General features: G+C 65.7%; 14 protein-coding genes, 1 tRNA gene and 1 pseudogene. 7 read left to right on the top strand and 9 right to left on the bottom strand.

What is annotated here, in order from left to right; translation table 11 throughout:
- Positions 1 to 7 precede the first annotated feature (7 nt).
- Positions 8 to 1,231 carry a bifunctional alpha/beta hydrolase/OsmC family protein gene (locus OEZ60_RS12110; RefSeq protein WP_263336456.1) on the bottom strand — a complete coding sequence of 408 codons (1,224 nt, stop codon included), beginning with the start codon at positions 1,229 to 1,231 and terminating at the stop codon, positions 8 to 10.
- Between the two features lie 218 nt (positions 1,232 to 1,449).
- Between OEZ60_RS12110 and OEZ60_RS12105 the strand changes: the two genes are divergently transcribed.
- A complete protein-coding gene (locus tag OEZ60_RS12105) occupies positions 1,450 to 1,668 on the top strand; it encodes a hypothetical protein (protein ID WP_263336454.1) in 219 nt (72 codons plus the stop codon).
- Between the two features lie 45 nt (positions 1,669 to 1,713).
- Here the strand turns inward: OEZ60_RS12105 and dddP are convergent, their stop codons facing one another.
- A complete protein-coding gene (dddP, locus tag OEZ60_RS12100; protein ID WP_263336452.1) occupies positions 1,714 to 3,057 on the bottom strand; it encodes a dimethylsulfonioproprionate lyase DddP in 1,344 nt (447 codons plus the stop codon).
- A gap of 295 nt (positions 3,058 to 3,352) precedes the next feature.
- Between dddP and OEZ60_RS12095 the strand changes: the two genes are divergently transcribed.
- Entirely contained in the window at positions 3,353 to 3,664 is a 312-nt protein-coding gene (locus OEZ60_RS12095) for a hypothetical protein (RefSeq protein WP_263336449.1), read from the top strand.
- A gap of 65 nt (positions 3,665 to 3,729) precedes the next feature.
- Here the strand turns inward: OEZ60_RS12095 and glnA are convergent, their stop codons facing one another.
- Positions 3,730 to 5,136, bottom strand: coding sequence for a type I glutamate--ammonia ligase (gene glnA / locus OEZ60_RS12090; RefSeq protein WP_263336447.1), 1,407 nt, complete (start codon positions 5,134 to 5,136; stop codon positions 3,730 to 3,732).
- Positions 5,137 to 5,209: 73 nt separating this feature from the next.
- Positions 5,210 to 5,548: a P-II family nitrogen regulator gene (locus tag OEZ60_RS12085; protein ID WP_263336444.1), complete on the bottom strand. Its 339-nt coding sequence runs from the start codon at positions 5,546 to 5,548 to the stop codon at positions 5,210 to 5,212.
- 178 nt (positions 5,549 to 5,726) lie between these two features.
- On the opposite strand from OEZ60_RS12085, the gene OEZ60_RS12080 reads away from it, so the two are divergent.
- From OEZ60_RS12080 to tig, 4 genes and pseudogenes are all read left to right on the top strand, one after another.
- Entirely contained in the window at positions 5,727 to 6,461 is a 735-nt protein-coding gene (locus tag OEZ60_RS12080) for an NAD(P)H-hydrate epimerase (protein ID WP_263336442.1), read from the top strand.
- Positions 6,462 to 6,575: 114 nt separating this feature from the next.
- Positions 6,576 to 7,517, top strand: a pseudogene (locus tag OEZ60_RS12075) (ADP-dependent NAD(P)H-hydrate dehydratase); the annotation flags it as partial.
- A gap of 159 nt (positions 7,518 to 7,676) precedes the next feature.
- Positions 7,677 to 7,761 (top strand) — tRNA-Leu (locus tag OEZ60_RS12070).
- 19 nt (positions 7,762 to 7,780) lie between these two features.
- Positions 7,781 to 9,115, top strand: coding sequence for a trigger factor (tig, locus tag OEZ60_RS12065; protein WP_263336440.1), 1,335 nt, complete (start codon positions 7,781 to 7,783; stop codon positions 9,113 to 9,115).
- A gap of 66 nt (positions 9,116 to 9,181) precedes the next feature.
- On the opposite strand, the gene OEZ60_RS12060 is transcribed toward tig, so the two are convergent.
- From OEZ60_RS12060 to OEZ60_RS12040, 5 genes are all read right to left on the bottom strand, one after another.
- A complete protein-coding gene (locus OEZ60_RS12060; protein ID WP_263336437.1) occupies positions 9,182 to 10,162 on the bottom strand; it encodes a S8 family serine peptidase in 981 nt (326 codons plus the stop codon).
- A gap of 223 nt (positions 10,163 to 10,385) precedes the next feature.
- Positions 10,386 to 10,919 carry a hypothetical protein gene (locus OEZ60_RS12055; RefSeq protein WP_263336436.1) on the bottom strand — a complete coding sequence of 178 codons (534 nt, stop codon included), beginning with the start codon at positions 10,917 to 10,919 and terminating at the stop codon, positions 10,386 to 10,388.
- 234 nt (positions 10,920 to 11,153) lie between these two features.
- On the bottom strand, positions 11,154 to 11,789 hold the full coding sequence (locus tag OEZ60_RS12050; RefSeq protein ID WP_263336434.1) for a class I SAM-dependent methyltransferase: 636 nt from the start codon (positions 11,787 to 11,789) through the stop codon (positions 11,154 to 11,156).
- A gap of 34 nt (positions 11,790 to 11,823) precedes the next feature.
- Positions 11,824 to 12,582 carry a CDP-diacylglycerol--serine O-phosphatidyltransferase gene (gene pssA / locus OEZ60_RS12045; RefSeq protein ID WP_263336433.1) on the bottom strand — a complete coding sequence of 253 codons (759 nt, stop codon included), beginning with the start codon at positions 12,580 to 12,582 and terminating at the stop codon, positions 11,824 to 11,826.
- 3 nt (positions 12,583 to 12,585) lie between these two features.
- Positions 12,586 to 13,278, bottom strand: a complete 693-nt coding sequence (locus OEZ60_RS12040; RefSeq protein ID WP_263336431.1) for a phosphatidylserine decarboxylase — start codon at positions 13,276 to 13,278, stop codon at positions 12,586 to 12,588.
- Positions 13,279 to 13,472: 194 nt separating this feature from the next.
- Between OEZ60_RS12040 and OEZ60_RS12035 the strand changes: the two genes are divergently transcribed.
- Positions 13,473 to 15,362 (top strand): PhoX family protein, encoded by a 1,890-nt coding sequence (locus OEZ60_RS12035; protein WP_263336429.1) that lies wholly within the window; start codon positions 13,473 to 13,475, stop codon positions 15,360 to 15,362.
- Positions 15,363 to 15,384: the final 22 nt, after the last annotated feature.

Below are 15,384 nucleotides of genomic sequence, written 5' to 3'. Positions count from 1 at the left end.
TGCGAATCTATTCGACCGGGACCAGCCGGGTCTCGATCCGGGAGTTGTGTTCGAGCGTCCGGTGCACCGGGCATTTGTCGGCGATCTCCAGAAGCTTTGCACGCTGATCCTCGTCCAGATCGCCCTCGAGCGTGATCGCGCGAAGGAAGCGGTCGATCCGGGCACCCTTCTCGCAATCGGCGCAGTCCTCGGCATGGACCTTGTCGTGGCTGACATCGACCCGGACATGGGCGAGCGGCCACTTCTTGCGCCGTGCATACATGCGGATCGTCATCGAGGTACAGGCACCGAGCCCGGCAGCAAGGAACCCGTAGGGCGTCATGCCCCGGTCGGTGCCGCCATAGTTTTCGGGCTCGTCGGCGAGCGTGTGGTGGCGCGGCCCGTGATTGACGTTCTGCAGGAAGCCCTCGGGATCGGCCTCAGATACGCGCACGATCCCTTCGGGCGCGCCCTTTGGCGGCTCGGGGGCCTTAAGGTCGAGATAGCGCGCAGCCCACGCGGCGATCACTTCGGCGGCGTAGTCGGCATCTTCCGTGCGGCTTATCAGGTGGTCGGCATCGTCGAGGGTGACGAAGCTCTTGGGGTGCTTGGCTGCCTTGAAGATCTCGGCCGCGTTCTCGATGCCGACGATCGCGTCGCGCGGTGCGTGCAGCACGAGGAGCGCGCGCCGGAGGTTGGCGATGGGGGCGGAAAGCTCTTCGGCCCTCACCTCGCGCACGAAGTCGCGGCCGATGCGGATCGGGCGGCCGCCGAGATCGACCTCGGCTGCGCCCTCCGCTTCGATCCGGTCGAGGGCGCCGGCGAAATTGTGGGTGACGTGACCCGGATCGTAGGGCGCGCCGATGGTGACGATGGCGCGGGCGCTGCCGATCCCGCCCGCCGCCTTCAGGACCGCGGCGCCGCCGAGCGAATGGCCGATGAGGAGCGCGGGCGCCATGCCGCGGGCGGCGAGGTAGTCGGCGGCGGCCTTCAGATCGGCGGCGTTCGAGAAAAAGCCCGTCGCCGCGAAATCGCCCTCGGACTGGCCGAGCCCGGTGAAATCGAAGCGCAAGGTGGCGATCCCCCTTGCCGCGAGCGCCCCGGCGATGCGGCGTGCGGCGACGACGTCCTTGCCGCAGGTGAAGCAATGCGCAAAGAGCGCGGTCGCGAGATGCGCCCCCTCTGGCAAGTCGAGCCGGGCCGACAGGTCCGCGCCGGAATGGCCGGGAAAGGTGATCCGTTCGATTGCCATGGTCGTGTCCTCTCTTCGCGATCCGGTCAAGACTGGGGGCGCGGGTCCGGCGCGGCAAGGGTCGGCGTCGGCATGTCACGGACAGGTGAGGGAGCGTCAGCGGGTGCGGTTGGAGAAAATCATCACTTATCGTGATCTTTAAAATCAATTACATTCGTTTTTATTATGGTTTGGGAGTGCCTACTTTCCTGGCAAGACGAAGCGAAAGGAGGCAACCCATGAAGAGCACGATACATGGCGCGCGGCACCATATCATCGATCGGCGCAAGAGGACCGACCCTATCGTGGGCGTGATCGTCCTCGCCGCCCTCGGGGTGTTCGTGCTTCTGCTTTCCGAAGGCGATTCGGACCGGCGCGGCAGCGGAGACCCCGCGGTCGGCGGGATCTCCGAGGACTGGCATGGCAATGTTCGGCGCTCGACCTGGCCGGAAGGCTGAGCGTCCGGCGAGGCAGCGATTCTTCGCCGAAAAATCGGGGCTGGTTCAGGCCAGCCCCATGAGCCGTTCGTCGAAGGGGTATTTCGTCAGGTTCTCGTACCCCGTCTCGGTGATCAGCACCTGGTCCTCGAGCTTGATCGAGAAATCACCGTCCTCGGGCGAGACCAGCGCCTCGACGCAGAGCACCATGCCGGGCTCGATCACATAGTCGAAGGCGCCGTCGACCCAGGCATCGGGGTAGGAGACAAGCGGCCACTCGTCGCAAAGCCCGACCCCGTGCATCTTGCAGCCGTATTTCTGCTTCTGGAACTGCTCGTCGAGGTGGTGGCCGCCGAAGGTCAGTTCCTTCAGCGAGACGCCGGGCTTCAGCATCTCCATGTTGGTCATGATGTGCTCGTGCGCGTGGCGCATGGCATAGATCATCGCGTTGGTGGGCTTGGCGTCGCCGACCCACCAGGTGCGTGAGATGTCGATGCAGATGCCGTAGGAGCCGATGAGGTCAGTGTCGAAGGCAACGATCTCGTTCGGCTGGATGAGGCGGGGGCCGCATTCCTGGAACCAGGGGTTGGTGCGGGGCCCGGAGGCGAGGAGACGGGTCTCGATCCATTCGCCACCGCGCCTGATGTTCTCTGCGTGAAGCACGGCCCAGACGTCGTCCTCGCTCATCTTGCCGCCGGGCACGCCCTCGCGGCAGGCGCGCTCCATCTCGGCCACCGCCTTCTCGCAGGCGTCATGGGCGCAGCGCATCGCGAGGATCTCGTCGATGCCCTTGATGGCGCGGGTCTTCTCGGTCGCTTCCTCGCCTTCCATGACCTCGAAGCCCTGGCTTTCGAGAGCGCGGAGCCCGTGCAGCATGATCTTGTCGACGCCGAGCCGGGTGTTGGCGCCGCCATGCGCGGCGATCAGGTCCTTCACCTCGGCGGCGAAGCGGCGGGCGGCGTCGCCGGCCTTGTCGCCGCGGTCGAAGTAGAAGAAATCCGCCCCGGACCGCTGCTCGCGGACGAGCGGATTGAACTCGGAGAGGAAGGGTGACTGCTTGTAGTCCCACATCACCATGTAGCCGTCGGCACAAAGAAGAAGCGCGCGGAACGGGTTGTGGGTGTTCCAGAGCTGCATGTTGGTCGAGTCGGTCGCGTAGCGGATGTTCAGGGGGTCGAACATCAGAAGGCCGCCCCAGCCACGATCGACGACCGCCTTCGTCAGGCGCTTCCAGCGATGCTCGCGCATCCGTTCGAGATTGGGCAGCGTGAGCCCGGCGGCTTCCCATTCGCGAAAGGCGAGCTGCGTCGGGCCGATCTCGACGCGGTTGTTGTCGTTAGGGGTGCCGTCGCCGAGCGTGGAGCCCTTCGAGGGATCGATCTTGCGGATGTCGCGGTAGTGAGTGTCCATGGAAGCCTCCGGTTTCAGCGGGCAGGATGGAAGCGGTTCCCGCCGCCGTCCCCCCCGATTGCGACGCGGGGACGGTCAGATTCCGCCCTTTCGCGGCGCGGATTCCCGCTGCGTCGCCCCCCCGTGCCAGCCTCGCCCAACGCTCATGCGCCGAAAATGGCCGATGGAACCGCCAGTCACGCGCAAGCGTGCAAGAATCGGTCGGGTTTCGCTATCCTTCCGCCGTCGCCTCCGGGCGCGAACAGGGTGCCCCGAGACGATCTTTCCACAATCGTTCAAGGAGGGGGCTATCGCGATGCATGTCATGATACGCAGCTATGCCGGCAAGGGCGTGGAGGAGTTGACGAAACTCCTGATCTCGCGCCGGAGCGAGGTCGAGAAGCTCATCTCGGGGGTGCCCGGCTTCGTCAGCTACGATCTGGTCGAGACGAAGGACGGATGCTTCACCGTGACGGTCTGCACCGACAAGGCGGGGACCGACAGGAGCCTCGCCGTGGCGAAGGAGTGGCTGAAGGCCAATGCCGCGCATATCAGCGCGGCGGCGCCGACGGTGTCGGAAGGCAAGGCCCATATCCACATCGGCGCGAAAGCGGGCGCACACGCCTGAAGCTGCCGCGAGAGGGAAACGAAAAAGGGCCCCGGATCGGGGCCCTTTCCATGCCGGGCAATGCCTCAGCAGCTGTAGTACATCTGGTACTCGATCGGGTGGGGCGTATGCTCGTAGGCATAGACCTCTTCCCACTTGAGCGCCATGTAGCCGTCGATCTGGTCCTTGGTGAACACGTCGCCCGCGAGCAGGAAGCCGTGATCGGCTTCGAGCGCCTCGAGCGCCTCACGGAGCGAACCGCAGACGGTCGGGATGCCCGCCAGTTCTTCCGGCGGCAGGTCGTAGAGGTCCTTGTCCGAAGCCGGGCCCGGATCGATCTTGTTCTTGATGCCGTCGAGGCCGGCCATCAGCAGTGCCGCGAAGGCGAGGTAGGGGTTCGCCGCCGGATCCGGGAAGCGGGCCTCGACGCGCTTGGCCTTCGGGCTTTCGGTCCACGGGATCCGGACGCAGCCCGAGCGGTTGCGGGCGGAGTAAGCGCGCAGGACCGGGGCCTCGAAGCCCGGGATCAGGCGCTTGTAGGAGTTCGTCGACGGGTTGGTGAAGGCGTTCAGGGTCTTGGCGTGCTTCAGGATGCCGCCGATGAACCAGAGCGCTTCCTGGCTGAGGTCGGCATACTTGTCGCCGGCGAACAAGGGCTTGCCGCCCTTCCAGATCGACATGTTGACATGCATCCCCGAGCCGTTGTCGCCTTTCATCGGCTTCGGCATGAAGGTCACCGACTTGCCGTAGGCGGCGGCGACGTTGTGGATGACGTACTTGTACTTCTGGATGTTGTCGGCCTGCTCGACGAGGCCGCCGAAGATGAGGCCAAGCTCGTGCTGGGCGGTCGCCACCTCGTGGTGGTGCTTGTCGACCTTCATGCCCATGCGCTTCATGGTCGAGAGCATCTCGCCGCGCAGGTCTTGGGAGGCGTCGATCGGGTTGACCGGGAAGTAGCCGCCCTTGTGGAGCGCGCGGTGCGCCTGGTTGCCCATCTCGTATTCGGTGTCGGTGTTCCAGGCCGCGTCATGGCTGTCGATCTGGTAGGACACCTTCTGCGGCGAGACCGAATAGCGGACGTCGTCGAAGATGAAGAACTCGGCCTCGGGGCCGAAATAGGCGGTGTCGCCGATGCCGGTGGACTTGAGGTAAGCCTCGGCCTTGGCGGCGGTGCCGCGCGGGTCGCGGGAATAGGGCTCGCCGGTATCGGGCTCGGCGACGTTGCAGTGGATGCAGAGCGTCTTTTCCGCGTAGAACGGATCGATGTAGATCGAGGACGTGTCCGGGATCAGCTTCATGTCGGACTGGTCGATCGACTTCCAGCCGGCGATCGAAGAGCCGTCGAACATGAAGCCTTCCTCGAAGAAGTCCTCGTCGATGATGTCGACGATCAGCGTCACGTGCTGCAGCTTGCCCTTGGGGTCGGTGAAGCGGACATCGACGTATTCGATCTCCTCGTCCTTGATGAGCTTGAGAACGTCCTTGGCGCTCATGTCTCTTCCTTTCGGTTGGGTGTTGCGGGGCCGGGCGCAGGGCGGGATCAGGCCCTTCCTGCGCTCCGGGGTATCAGATCGCGTCCTCGCCGGTCTCGCCGGTGCGGATGCGGATGACCTGTTCGACGGGGGTGACGAAGATCTTGCCGTCGCCGATCTTGTCGGTGCGCGCGGCCGAGATGATCGCCTCGATCGCGGCCTCGACCATGTCGTCAGAGAGCACGACCTCGATCTTCACCTTGGGCAGGAAGTCGACGACGTATTCGGCACCGCGATAGAGCTCGGTATGGCCCTTCTGGCGGCCGAAGCCCTTGACCTCGATGACGCTGAGCCCCTGGACGCCGACATCCTGAAGCGCCTCCTTCACCTCGTCGAGCTTGAAGGGCTTGATGATGGCTTCGATCTTCTTCATGGGCCGACTCTCCCCGGGGTAATTTCCTGCGGTCGCGCCCCTGTCACCACTTCCGCCGGGCCGGCACAATTGGCTAGGCTCCGCTCGGGGGCTGAGCGTCGGGGATTCCTGCGTTGCTGCCCAAAATTTGAGCATTTCGCCCGGATCGCGGGCAGTTTGCGAACATCGAGGTTTGAGCATGACCGAACTCCTCACCGCCGCGCAGATGCGCGCCATCGAACAGGCGGCGATCGCCTCGGGCGAAGTGACCGGGCTGGAGCTGATGGAACGCGCCGGGCGCGGCGTCGTCGAGGCGATCTTCGAGGAATGGCCGGAACTGAAGGCGGGCTCGCACCGGGCGGTGGTGCTCTGCGGTCCGGGCAACAATGGCGGCGACGGGTTTGTCGTCGCGCGGCTCCTGAAGGAATGGGGCTGGGAGGTGGAGGTCTTCCTCTACGGGGAGCCTGCAAAGCTGCCGCCGGATGCGCGGGTGAATTATGAGCGGTGGCGGGGGATGGGGGAGGTGACAAGTCTGAGTTTTCCGCGTGTCACGGAAGCGGATGTTGAACGGTTCAATGAGGCGGCTTACGGACTTAGCGGCACATCTCTAGTCGTGGACGCGATATTCGGGGTTGGCCTCACCCGCTCTATTGAGGGCCTGTCGCCGCTGTTCGGGTATAATGATATAGAGGTCGGCGTGGGGGACCGGCTAACGCCGGCGCGGCACGTTGCGATTGACATTCCTTCGGGTATGTTCGCTGACGAGCCAGAGCCGCCCGACTACCTGTCCTGGTTCCTCGCCGATCTGACGGTCACATTCCATCGTATGAAACCCGCTCATCTGCATTCATATACCACAGCATCCTGCGGAAACGTGGTCGTCAAAGACATTGGTCTTGGCCCTTGGGATCATATTGCGGAGGTCGTCAAATGACGGATGCCTCCATTTCTTGCCGCCAGTTTCTCGGGGAGCGAGGCAGGCATGTTTCGTGAGGCAAAGGCAGTCGCGGGCGGACCGGCGATGCGCGAGCGACTCGCGAAAACGCAAGGTTCGCACAAATACACCCACGGCCACGCCCTGATCCTCTCTGGCGGCGCGGGCAAGGGCGGGGCTGCCCGTCTTGCCGCGCGGGGGGCGCTCAGGATCGGGGCCGGACTCGTCACCGTGGGCTGTCCGCCCGAGGCGCTGGTGGAGAATGCCGCGCGGCTCGATGCGGTGATGCTGAAGCCTCTTGCGGATGCCGAGGCGCTCGGGCTGGTGCTGGAAGACGAGCGGATCAACGCGCTCTGCCTCGGGCCGGGGCTCGGGACCGGTGATCGGGAGGTGGCGCTGGTGGCGACGGCGCTCGGCGTTGGCGCCCACGTCCCCCCACCCTCATCCCCTCCCCACGAGGGGGAGGGGAGCTGCGGTGAGGCTGGTGGTGCGACCGGGGTGGAGGCGCTTCCCCTCCCCCTCGTGGGGAGGGGAGAGGGGCGGGGGGCCGCGCGTGCCGTCGTCCTCGACGCCGACGCGCTGACGATCCTCGCCCGCGAGCCTGGCCTGTTTGCCGCGCTCCACGACCGTTGCGTCCTCACCCCCCATGCCGGCGAGTTTGCCCGGCTCTTCCCCGACATCGCGGAGAAGCTCGCGGAACCGGCAACGAAAGGCCCCGCCTATTCCAAGGTCGACGCGACGCGCGAGGCGGCGGCGCGGGCGGGTTGTGTGGTGCTTTTCAAGGGGCCGGACACGGTGATCGCGGATCCGTCCGGGCGCTGTTCCATCAACTCGGCGCACTACGACCGCGCGGCACCCTGGCTCGCGACGGCGGGCTCGGGCGACGTGCTCGCGGGGTTCATCGCCGGGCTTCTGGCGCGCGGCTTCGCGCCGATGCCGGCGGCGGAGGCTGCCGCCTGGCTCCATGTCGAATGCGCGCGGAAGTTCGGGCCCGGCCTCATCGCCGAGGACCTGCCCGAAGAGCTTCCGGCGGTATTCCGCGATCTCGGGCTCTGACGGCCAAGTTTCCGCGGTTCCAAAGCCTCCCGCCGGGCGGAACCAATGGCCCGTGGAACCGGCGCGGCGACACTTTTCCGCTCGCATCGCCCAAGGACTCTTGCTAGAAGGGCGCCGATTTCGAGGGCGGTTCCGGTCGGATCCGCTCCGGGGGGCATTGCGGGTGTGGCGAAACTGGCAGACGCACCAGATTTAGGTTCTGGCGCCGCAAGGCGTGGGGGTTCAAGTCCCTCCACCCGCACCATGAGGAAAAGGACGAAGGAATGCAGGTCACCGAGACCCTGAAAGACGGCCTGAAGCGCAGCTACACGATCACCGTGCCGGCCGCCGATCTGGACGCGAAAGTGAACGAGAAGCTCATCGAGGCGCAGCCGGAAGTCGAGATGAAGGGCTTCCGCAAGGGCAAGGTGCCGATGGCGCTTCTGAAGAAGCAGTTCGGCCAGCGCATCCTCGGCGATGCGATGCAGGACGCGATCGACGGCGCGATGAAGTCGCATTTCGAGGCCACTGGCGACCGTCCGGCGCTGCAGCCCAAGGTCGAGATGCAGGGCGGCGAGAACTGGAAAGAGGGCGACGATGTCGTGGTCGAGATGTCCTACGAGGCGCTGCCGGAGATCCCGGAGGTCGACACCTCGGCGCTGACGCTTGAGAAGCTCGTCGTGAAGGCCGATGAAGCCGCCGTGACCGAGGCGCTCGAGAACCTCGCGAAGTCGGCTAAGAACTTCGAGGACCGCAAGAAGGGCACCAAGGCCAAGGACGGCGACCAGGTCGTGATCGACTTCGTCGGCAAGATCGACGGCGAGGCCTTCGAGGGCGGCTCGGGCGAGGACTATCCGCTCGAGCTGGGCTCGGGCTCGTTCATTCCCGGTTTCGAGGACCAACTCGTCGGCGCCAAGGCTGGCGACGAAGTCGCGGTGAAGGTTTCCTTCCCGGCCGAATACGGTGCAAAGCACCTTGCGGGCAAGGAAGCGGTCTTCGACTGCACGGTGAAGGCCGTGAAGGCGCCGAAGCCGGCCGAAATCGACGACGAGCTGGCCAAGCAGTTCGGGGCCGAGAGCCTCGAGGCGCTGAAGGGCCAGATCAGCGAGCGGCTGGAAGCCGAGTACCACGGCGCGGCTCGCGCGGTGATGAAGCGGGGGCTGCTTGACGCGCTCGACAAGCTGGTGAAGTTCGACCTGCCGCCGAGCCTCGTCGAGGCCGAGGCCGGCCAGATCGCCCACCAGCTCTGGCATGACGAGAACCCGGACGTGCACCACCACGACCACGGTTCGATCGAGCCGACCGAGGAGCACAAGGCCCTCGCCGAGCGCCGCGTGCGCCTCGGTCTCCTGCTGGCCGAGATCGGCCGCAAGGAGAAGGTCGAGGTCACCGATTCCGAGATGACCCAGGCGGTGATGATGCAGGCGCGGCAGTATCCGGGCCAGGAGCGCGCGTTCTTCGAATTCGTGCAGAAGAACCCGCAGATGCAGCAGCAGCTGCGCGCGCCGATCTTCGAGGACAAGGTCGTCGACCTCGTCGTCTCGGGTGCGAAGGTGACCGAGAAGGAAGTCTCCAAGGACGATCTGCAGAAGGCGGTCGAGGCGCTCGACGAACTCTGATCGGAACCGATCTGGAACACCGAAGGCCGCGCGATCCGCGCGGCCTTTTTCGTTGCAAGCGGCCGTCTACTGGATCGAGGCGGGGGCGAGCGCGCGGGTGATGCTCGCCTCGCCGCGGCCGTGGAACTGCGGGTCGTAGAACAGGAGCGTGTCCTGCCGCGCGGTCGAGAGGAGCTGGTTCGCGATCTGGGTTTCGCTGGCGGACTTGAACTTGCTCGACAGCACCGCCGCATAGCCGCTGATGATCGGCGCCGCGAACGAGGTGCCGGCAAGCCCTGTCGTGGAGCTGTCGACGCCGACCACGAGGAACTGGTTCTGGATCGTCGTGTTGGCGCCCGGGTAGTTCGAATAGCTGGCAAGCAGGGCCGGGGCGCTCACCGTGCCGTTCCAGTCGGTCGCGCCGACGAAGATCGCCGATTGCGTGCCGACGAGGCCGAGCGAGAGGAAGTCCTGGCTGCCGTCGGCGAGGACGGAGCCGATCGGCAGGCCGTTATTGCCGGCGGATTTCGAAATGACCGCAGTGCCGTTCCGGGCCGCGTCGATGATCGACTTCTCCTGCGGATAGGCGTTTTCCCAGCCGGTGCTGTAGAGGCTGGCCAGTTCCTGGAACCCGTAGCTGGCGTTGATCACGTTCATGCCGGACCGGAGCGTGACCGCGGACTCGACGGTGAATTCGTCGGCGAAGGTCAACGCCTCGGGGGCAATCATCCCTGCCTGCTTCAGCGTCCACTCGCCGTGGCGCTTGCGGCTGATGCCGTCACCGAGGTTCCCGAAGCCCTTGCTGCGGCTGTTGAAGTCGTCGACGACGGTGATCGACACGTCCTGGCCGAGGAAGCCCGCGTCCCAGGCGGCCTGGACCTCGGGGCTCATCCAGGAATAGTAGGTGGGCGCGCTGGGCGTTCCGCCGTCGTTGCCGCCCGGCTTGCCCCTGTCTCCCCTCGCGTGGAGGAAGAGGTCGGGTTCGTCCGCCGTGGCGGGGTTGATCGGGGCGGTCACGGCAATGAGGCTGGCCGCGACGAAACTCAGGAGGGTACCGTTGAAACGCAAGGATCCGTCTCCTTTCGGTCAAGGAGCGGCCCTGGCGCCGGGCTGGCCGGTGGGGCCGCTGGGCAAAGGTTTCTGGTGTCTGATGTGACATTGTGGGTGAAGCCGGTCCGGACCTGTCAAAGAAATTGCGCGCCTTGCCGTCTCGGGCCGGAGATTGGCGCTCCGGGCAACGTCGTTGTTCTGATTTTGTGATCAATCCTCGTAACGCAGTGAACTTGTTGAGTTAGAACGAGAGCCGGTAGCGTAGAATCAGCTCGAATCGGTCGGCCGGTTTCTCATGGACGAGATAGGCCAGGGTTTCTTCCGGCGGCAAAACCGAGGCCGCGAGCCGGCAGTTGACGGTCTGCGTCCCGCCGATCGCGCCGTAATCGGCGGTACAGGTACCCTCGTTGAAAGCGCCCCCGATCACCGTGGTCGCCGAGAGCGAAAGCATCCCGTTCCGCGAGACGGGCTGCAGCACGATCAGGCCGAGCTTAAGGCTCGGTTCGATCTCGTACTTTGGGCCGCGCTCGCCGGTGCCGAAGCCCCAATAGACGCCGAAGTTCTGGCTCACTTGCGTGACCCAGGTGAGGCGGAGGTCGGTCCAGCTGCTTGAATACCAATCCGAGAACGCGACCGGTGAGCCGTCCGAGAGTTCGTACCCGCCGGTTCCGAGCTGTCGCGCAATGTCGCTCAAGCTCGTGCCTGCGCGCGCGTCGACGAGCTGCGTCATCTCCCAGAACTGCTGCGGCATGGCTTTGTGAGGGATGAGCGCCATCACGAGGCACATCGCTCCGGCGAGGCCGGGGCTTGACTTGCGACGGTCCGCGCACGGATCGCCGGCACTCCGACGGGTTCGAGCGTTCATCCTCCGCCCCGCAGCCCAAGCCCCCGGTATCGCCCCGGCCCGCGCGGAGCGGTCGGGGCGGCACGAGCGTAGGTTGCAGCGGCAATGTGGCGGGCATGAGGCGTCCGGCTGCCGGGCGCCTGCCGATCTTCGAGGGCCGCGGTGTCAGGCCGCGGCCGATTCCGCGTTCAGCTTGCGCTGCTTGAGGAAGGTGAACAGGCCGAAGGGCGCGATGTCCTGCACGCTGACGGTTTCGAGGGCGTCGGCGCCGAGCACCCGTTCCATCGCGAAATCCGAATGCCAGCCGATGATATGTGCGAGCGGGGCGAAGAGCCGCTCGATCGCGGCGAGCACGCCCTTGTCGCGCGCGAAGTGGTTGACGATCAGCACCTCGCCACCCGGTTTGCAGACCCGCGCCATCTCCGCCAGCACGCGTTCAGGCTCGGGCACGACGGAGACGAGGTACATCGCCACGACGGTGTCGAAATGGTCGTCGGGGAAGGAGAGTGTGCGGGCGTCCATCTCGGAGATCCGGGTGACATGGGTCAGCCCCTTCTCGGCGACTTTCTGGCGCGCCTTGTCGAGCATGTCGGGCGAGACGTCGATGCCCATCACCTCGAGATGGCGGCCGTAGCGGTGCAGCGACAGGCCGGTGCCGACGCCGATCTCGAGCACTCGGCCCGAGCGCGTGTTGACATAGTCGACCGTGCGACGGCGACCGGCACGGGTGATCGCACCGAAGGTGTAATCGTAGATCGGGGCCCAGTACTTGTACGAGGTTTTTACGGCGGCGAGTTCCAATTCCTGTCCTTTCCTGTGGCCGGAGGCGGCGGTGTCAGCCTCGCCCGTGCCGGAATACCTTGTAGAACGAATGTAACAGCGAGAGGCCGTAGACAGCCGTGAGCAGGATCAGCGAGAGCCAGAACCAGGCCAGCAGCGCGCCGATCACCAATGCCGTCGCGATCATGATCCAGCCGGTCTTCGCCTTCGGCACGCGCAGCGACTTCGGCGAGAAGGTCGGCAGTCGGCTGACCATCAGAAGGCCGACGCCGAGGAGATAGCCCCCGGTCAGAAGCGGCGGCGCCGGCTCGGCGCCGGTTTCGAACGCGACGAAGGCTGGCAGGAGCGCCAGCATCGCGCCGGCCGGCGCCGGGACGCCGACGAAATGCGGCGGCGGCTTGATCCCGGTCACGGCAGCCTTGTTCTGCGCCACGTTGAAGCGCGCGAGCCGCATGCAGGTGCAGCTCACATAGACGAGGACGACAATCCAGCTGCCCATCTTTTCGCTCTCGGCAAGCGCGAACTGGTAGACGAGAAGACCTGGCGCGACGCCGAAATTCAGGAAATCGGACAGGGAATCGAGCTGGGCGCCGATCTCGCTCGTGGCCTTCAGGCGGCGGGCGAGAAGCCCGTCGAGCCCGTCGATTACCGCCGAGAAGATAATCAGGATCACCGCGAGTTCAAACTTGCCGGCAAGCACGAAGCGGATCGCGGTGAGACCGGCGCAGAGCCCGATCATCGTCACGAGATTCGGCAGCAGCGCCAGGAAGGGCTGGCTGTCGCTTTCGGGTTCGGGCTGCGGAAGCTCGCTCATCGGTCAGCGTCTCACGCCAAGGCGCGGCGTTTCGGTGGAGATGAGGTCGGCGAGCACGGTCTCTCCGGCGATCGTCGACTGGCCGACCGCGACGAGCGGGGAGACGCCCTCGGGCAGGTAGACGTCGAGCCGCGAACCGAAGCGGATCATGCCGAAGCGCTGGCCGGTTTGGAGCGGCTGGCCCTCGTTCACCTCGCAGACGATGCGGCGGGCGACGAGGCCGGCGATCTGCACGACGCCGATGGCGCGGCCGTCCTCGAGCCGGATTGCGAGGCCGTTCCTTTCGTTGTCGACGCTCGCCTTGTCGAGCGAGGCGTTGAAGAACTTGCCGGGCCGGTAGGCGATCTTCTCCACGCGCCCGGCGATCGGGGTGCGGTTCACATGGCAGTTGAAGACGTTCATGAAGACCGCGACGCGGGTCATCGGCTCGGTGCCGAGGCCGAGTTCCTCGGGCGGGGCGTATTTGCCGATCATCTGCACGATGCCGTCGGCGGGGGAGACGATTAGCCCCTCGCGCACCGGCGTCACCCGCTCGGGGTCGCGGAAGAAGTAGTAGCACCAGACGGTGAGGCCGACCCCGATCCAGCCCAGCGGTTCCGCGATCAGGAAAAGCACGAGCGTCACGGCGGCGAAGATGCCGACGAAGCGGTAGCCCTCCCGGTGCATCGGCTTGATGAAGGTCGAAAGCATGGACATCGGTGGGCTCCTGGCCGGGTATTTCGGTGTGGCCGGAGAGCCGGCGCCTTTCTTTAAAACGCATCCCGCTCGGGGTGCAACAGAATGCGAAGCGCCGCGGCGGAGCGTTGCGCAGATTTCATCGGAGTAACAAGTTTCCGTTACGGAAGCGTCCGAAATTGTCGCAGAATATCATTACCGCGAGAGGGCATGACATGAAAGCCACGGACACGCACCGCCTGTCCTGGGACGAATGGGACGAAGTGAACGATCCACGCCCGGCCGAATCCGGTTTCGACCGTGTCGTGGAGCGGGCGCTGTCGCGGCGCGGGTTCCTCGGCGGCGTGATCGCCTTCGGTTCGGGCGCGGCGGTGATGGGGGCGGGGACGCTCCTCTCCGCGCCGGCAGCAGAGGCGGCCGCATCGGGCGGGCGCTTCGCCTTCGCGCCGATCCAGGCGCAGACCGACCACACCGTTCATGTGCCCGAGGGCTACAACTGGCAGCCCGTGGTAAAGTGGGGTGATCCACTTTTTGCGGACGCGCCGGCCTTCGACCACGCGACCGGCGGCAGCGCCGAAGGATCGGACCGGATCTTCGGCGAGAACACCGACGGGATGGAACTCTTTGAGATCGGCGGCCATCAGGTGATTGCCGTCAACCACGAAACTGCCAATCCAGAGGTGAACCTGCCGCAGAACACCGACGGCGTGCCGGCGACCGCCGAGGACGTGGCGAAGCTGCAGAACCTTCAGGGCGTCTCGGTCTTCGAGATCGCCGAGGGGCCGGACGGCTGGTCGGTCGTGGTCGGCTCGCCCTTCAACCGCCGCATCACCCACCGGACGCCGATGCGGCTGTCGGGGCCGGCGGCGGGACACGCATTACTGAAGACGGCGGCTGATCCGGAGGGGGTGACGGTGCTCGGCACGCTCAACAATTGCGGTGCGGGCCGGACGCCCTGGGGCACCTATCTGACCTGCGAGGAGAACTTCAACGGCTACTTCGGCTCGACCGTCGCCGAGCAGGATCTGCCGGACGACTTCAAGCGCTACGGAGTGGATCGCGAGAGCCGTTATGCCTACGAGAAGTTCGATCCGCGCTTCGACATCGCGACCACGCCGAACGAACCGCGCCGGCATGGTTACATCGTCGAGATCGACCCTGCCGACGCGGCCTCGGTTCCTGTGAAGCGCACCGCGCTCGGCCGCTTCAAGCACGAGAACACGGCCGTGACGCTCGCGCCGGACGGGCGGGTCGTGGTCTATATGGGCGATGACGAGCGGGGCGAGTTCCTCTATCGCTACGTCTCGGACGGGTTCTATGCGCCGGGCGTGGGCACGTCGCGGCTCCTCGACGACGGCCGGCTCTACGTCGCGCGGTTCGACGACGATCTGACCGGCGAATGGGTGGAGCTGACGCCCGAGGCGACAGGCATGAGCGAGGCCGAGATCCGGATCTTCACCCGGATGGCCGCCTCGAAGGTCGGCGCGACGACGATGGACCGGCCGGAATGGGTCGCGGTCAACCCGGTTGCGGTCGAGGGCTACTGCGCCCTGACCAACAACAAGAACCGCGGCAAGAAGCCGAATGAGGGCGGCGATCCGACCCCGGTGAACGGCCCGAACCCGCGCGAGGCCAACGAATACGGCCAGATCGTGCGCTGGTATCCGGAGGACGACGATCACGGCTCGGACCGGTTCGGCTGGGACCTTTATGTCATGGCCGGCAACCCCACCGTGCACGAGGACGCCTATGCCGGGTCGAAGAACGTCAATGCCGGCAATCTCTTCAACTCTCCGGACGGGATGAAGTTCGACACGACCGGCCTGCTCTGGATCCAGACCGACGGCGAAGACACGAACGAGGGTGATTTCGCCGGGATGGGCAACAACCAGATGCTCGCGGGCGATCCGGCGACCGGTCAGATCGAACGGTTCATGACCGGGCCACTCGGCGCCGAGGTGACTGGTCTCACCTGGTCGGCGGATCGGCGAACGATGTTCGTGGGCATCCAGCACCCTGCCGCGCCCTTCCCGGATGGCACGGGCAAGTTGCCGCGCTCGACCGTCATCGCGATCAAGCGGAATGACAACGCGCTGGTCGGCTGACCTCGCTTCATGAAGGATGCCC

It is taken from the genome of Albidovulum salinarum (assembly GCF_025673475.1).
GTDB classification, from domain to species: Bacteria; Pseudomonadota; Alphaproteobacteria; order Rhodobacterales; family Rhodobacteraceae; genus Albidovulum; species Albidovulum salinarum.
This window is presented reverse-complemented; position numbering and strand designations above follow the sequence as displayed.

Excerpts from the sequence above, each read along its gene's own strand:
- OEZ60_RS12080 (WP_263336442.1), top strand. The coding sequence starts at position 5,727 with ATGACCGAACTCCTCACCGCCGCGCAGATGCGCGCCATCGAACAGGCG.
- dddP (WP_263336452.1), bottom strand. The coding sequence starts at position 3,057 with ATGGACACTCACTACCGCGACATCCGCAAGATCGATCCCTCGAAGGGC.
- OEZ60_RS12035 (WP_263336429.1), top strand. The coding sequence starts at position 13,473 with ATGAAAGCCACGGACACGCACCGCCTGTCCTGGGACGAATGGGACGAA.
- OEZ60_RS12110 (WP_263336456.1), bottom strand. The coding sequence starts at position 1,231 with ATGGCAATCGAACGGATCACCTTTCCCGGCCATTCCGGCGCGGACCTG.
- pssA (WP_263336433.1), bottom strand. The coding sequence starts at position 12,582 with ATGAGCGAGCTTCCGCAGCCCGAACCCGAAAGCGACAGCCAGCCCTTC.
- OEZ60_RS12040 (WP_263336431.1), bottom strand. The coding sequence starts at position 13,278 with ATGTCCATGCTTTCGACCTTCATCAAGCCGATGCACCGGGAGGGCTAC.
- OEZ60_RS12055 (WP_263336436.1), bottom strand. The coding sequence starts at position 10,919 with ATGGCGCTCATCCCTCACAAAGCCATGCCGCAGCAGTTCTGGGAGATG.
- OEZ60_RS12095 (WP_263336449.1), top strand. The coding sequence starts at position 3,353 with ATGCATGTCATGATACGCAGCTATGCCGGCAAGGGCGTGGAGGAGTTG.
- glnA (WP_263336447.1), bottom strand. The coding sequence starts at position 5,136 with ATGAGCGCCAAGGACGTTCTCAAGCTCATCAAGGACGAGGAGATCGAA.
- OEZ60_RS12105 (WP_263336454.1), top strand. The coding sequence starts at position 1,450 with ATGAAGAGCACGATACATGGCGCGCGGCACCATATCATCGATCGGCGC.
- OEZ60_RS12085 (WP_263336444.1), bottom strand. The coding sequence starts at position 5,548 with ATGAAGAAGATCGAAGCCATCATCAAGCCCTTCAAGCTCGACGAGGTG.
- tig (WP_263336440.1), top strand. The coding sequence starts at position 7,781 with ATGCAGGTCACCGAGACCCTGAAAGACGGCCTGAAGCGCAGCTACACG.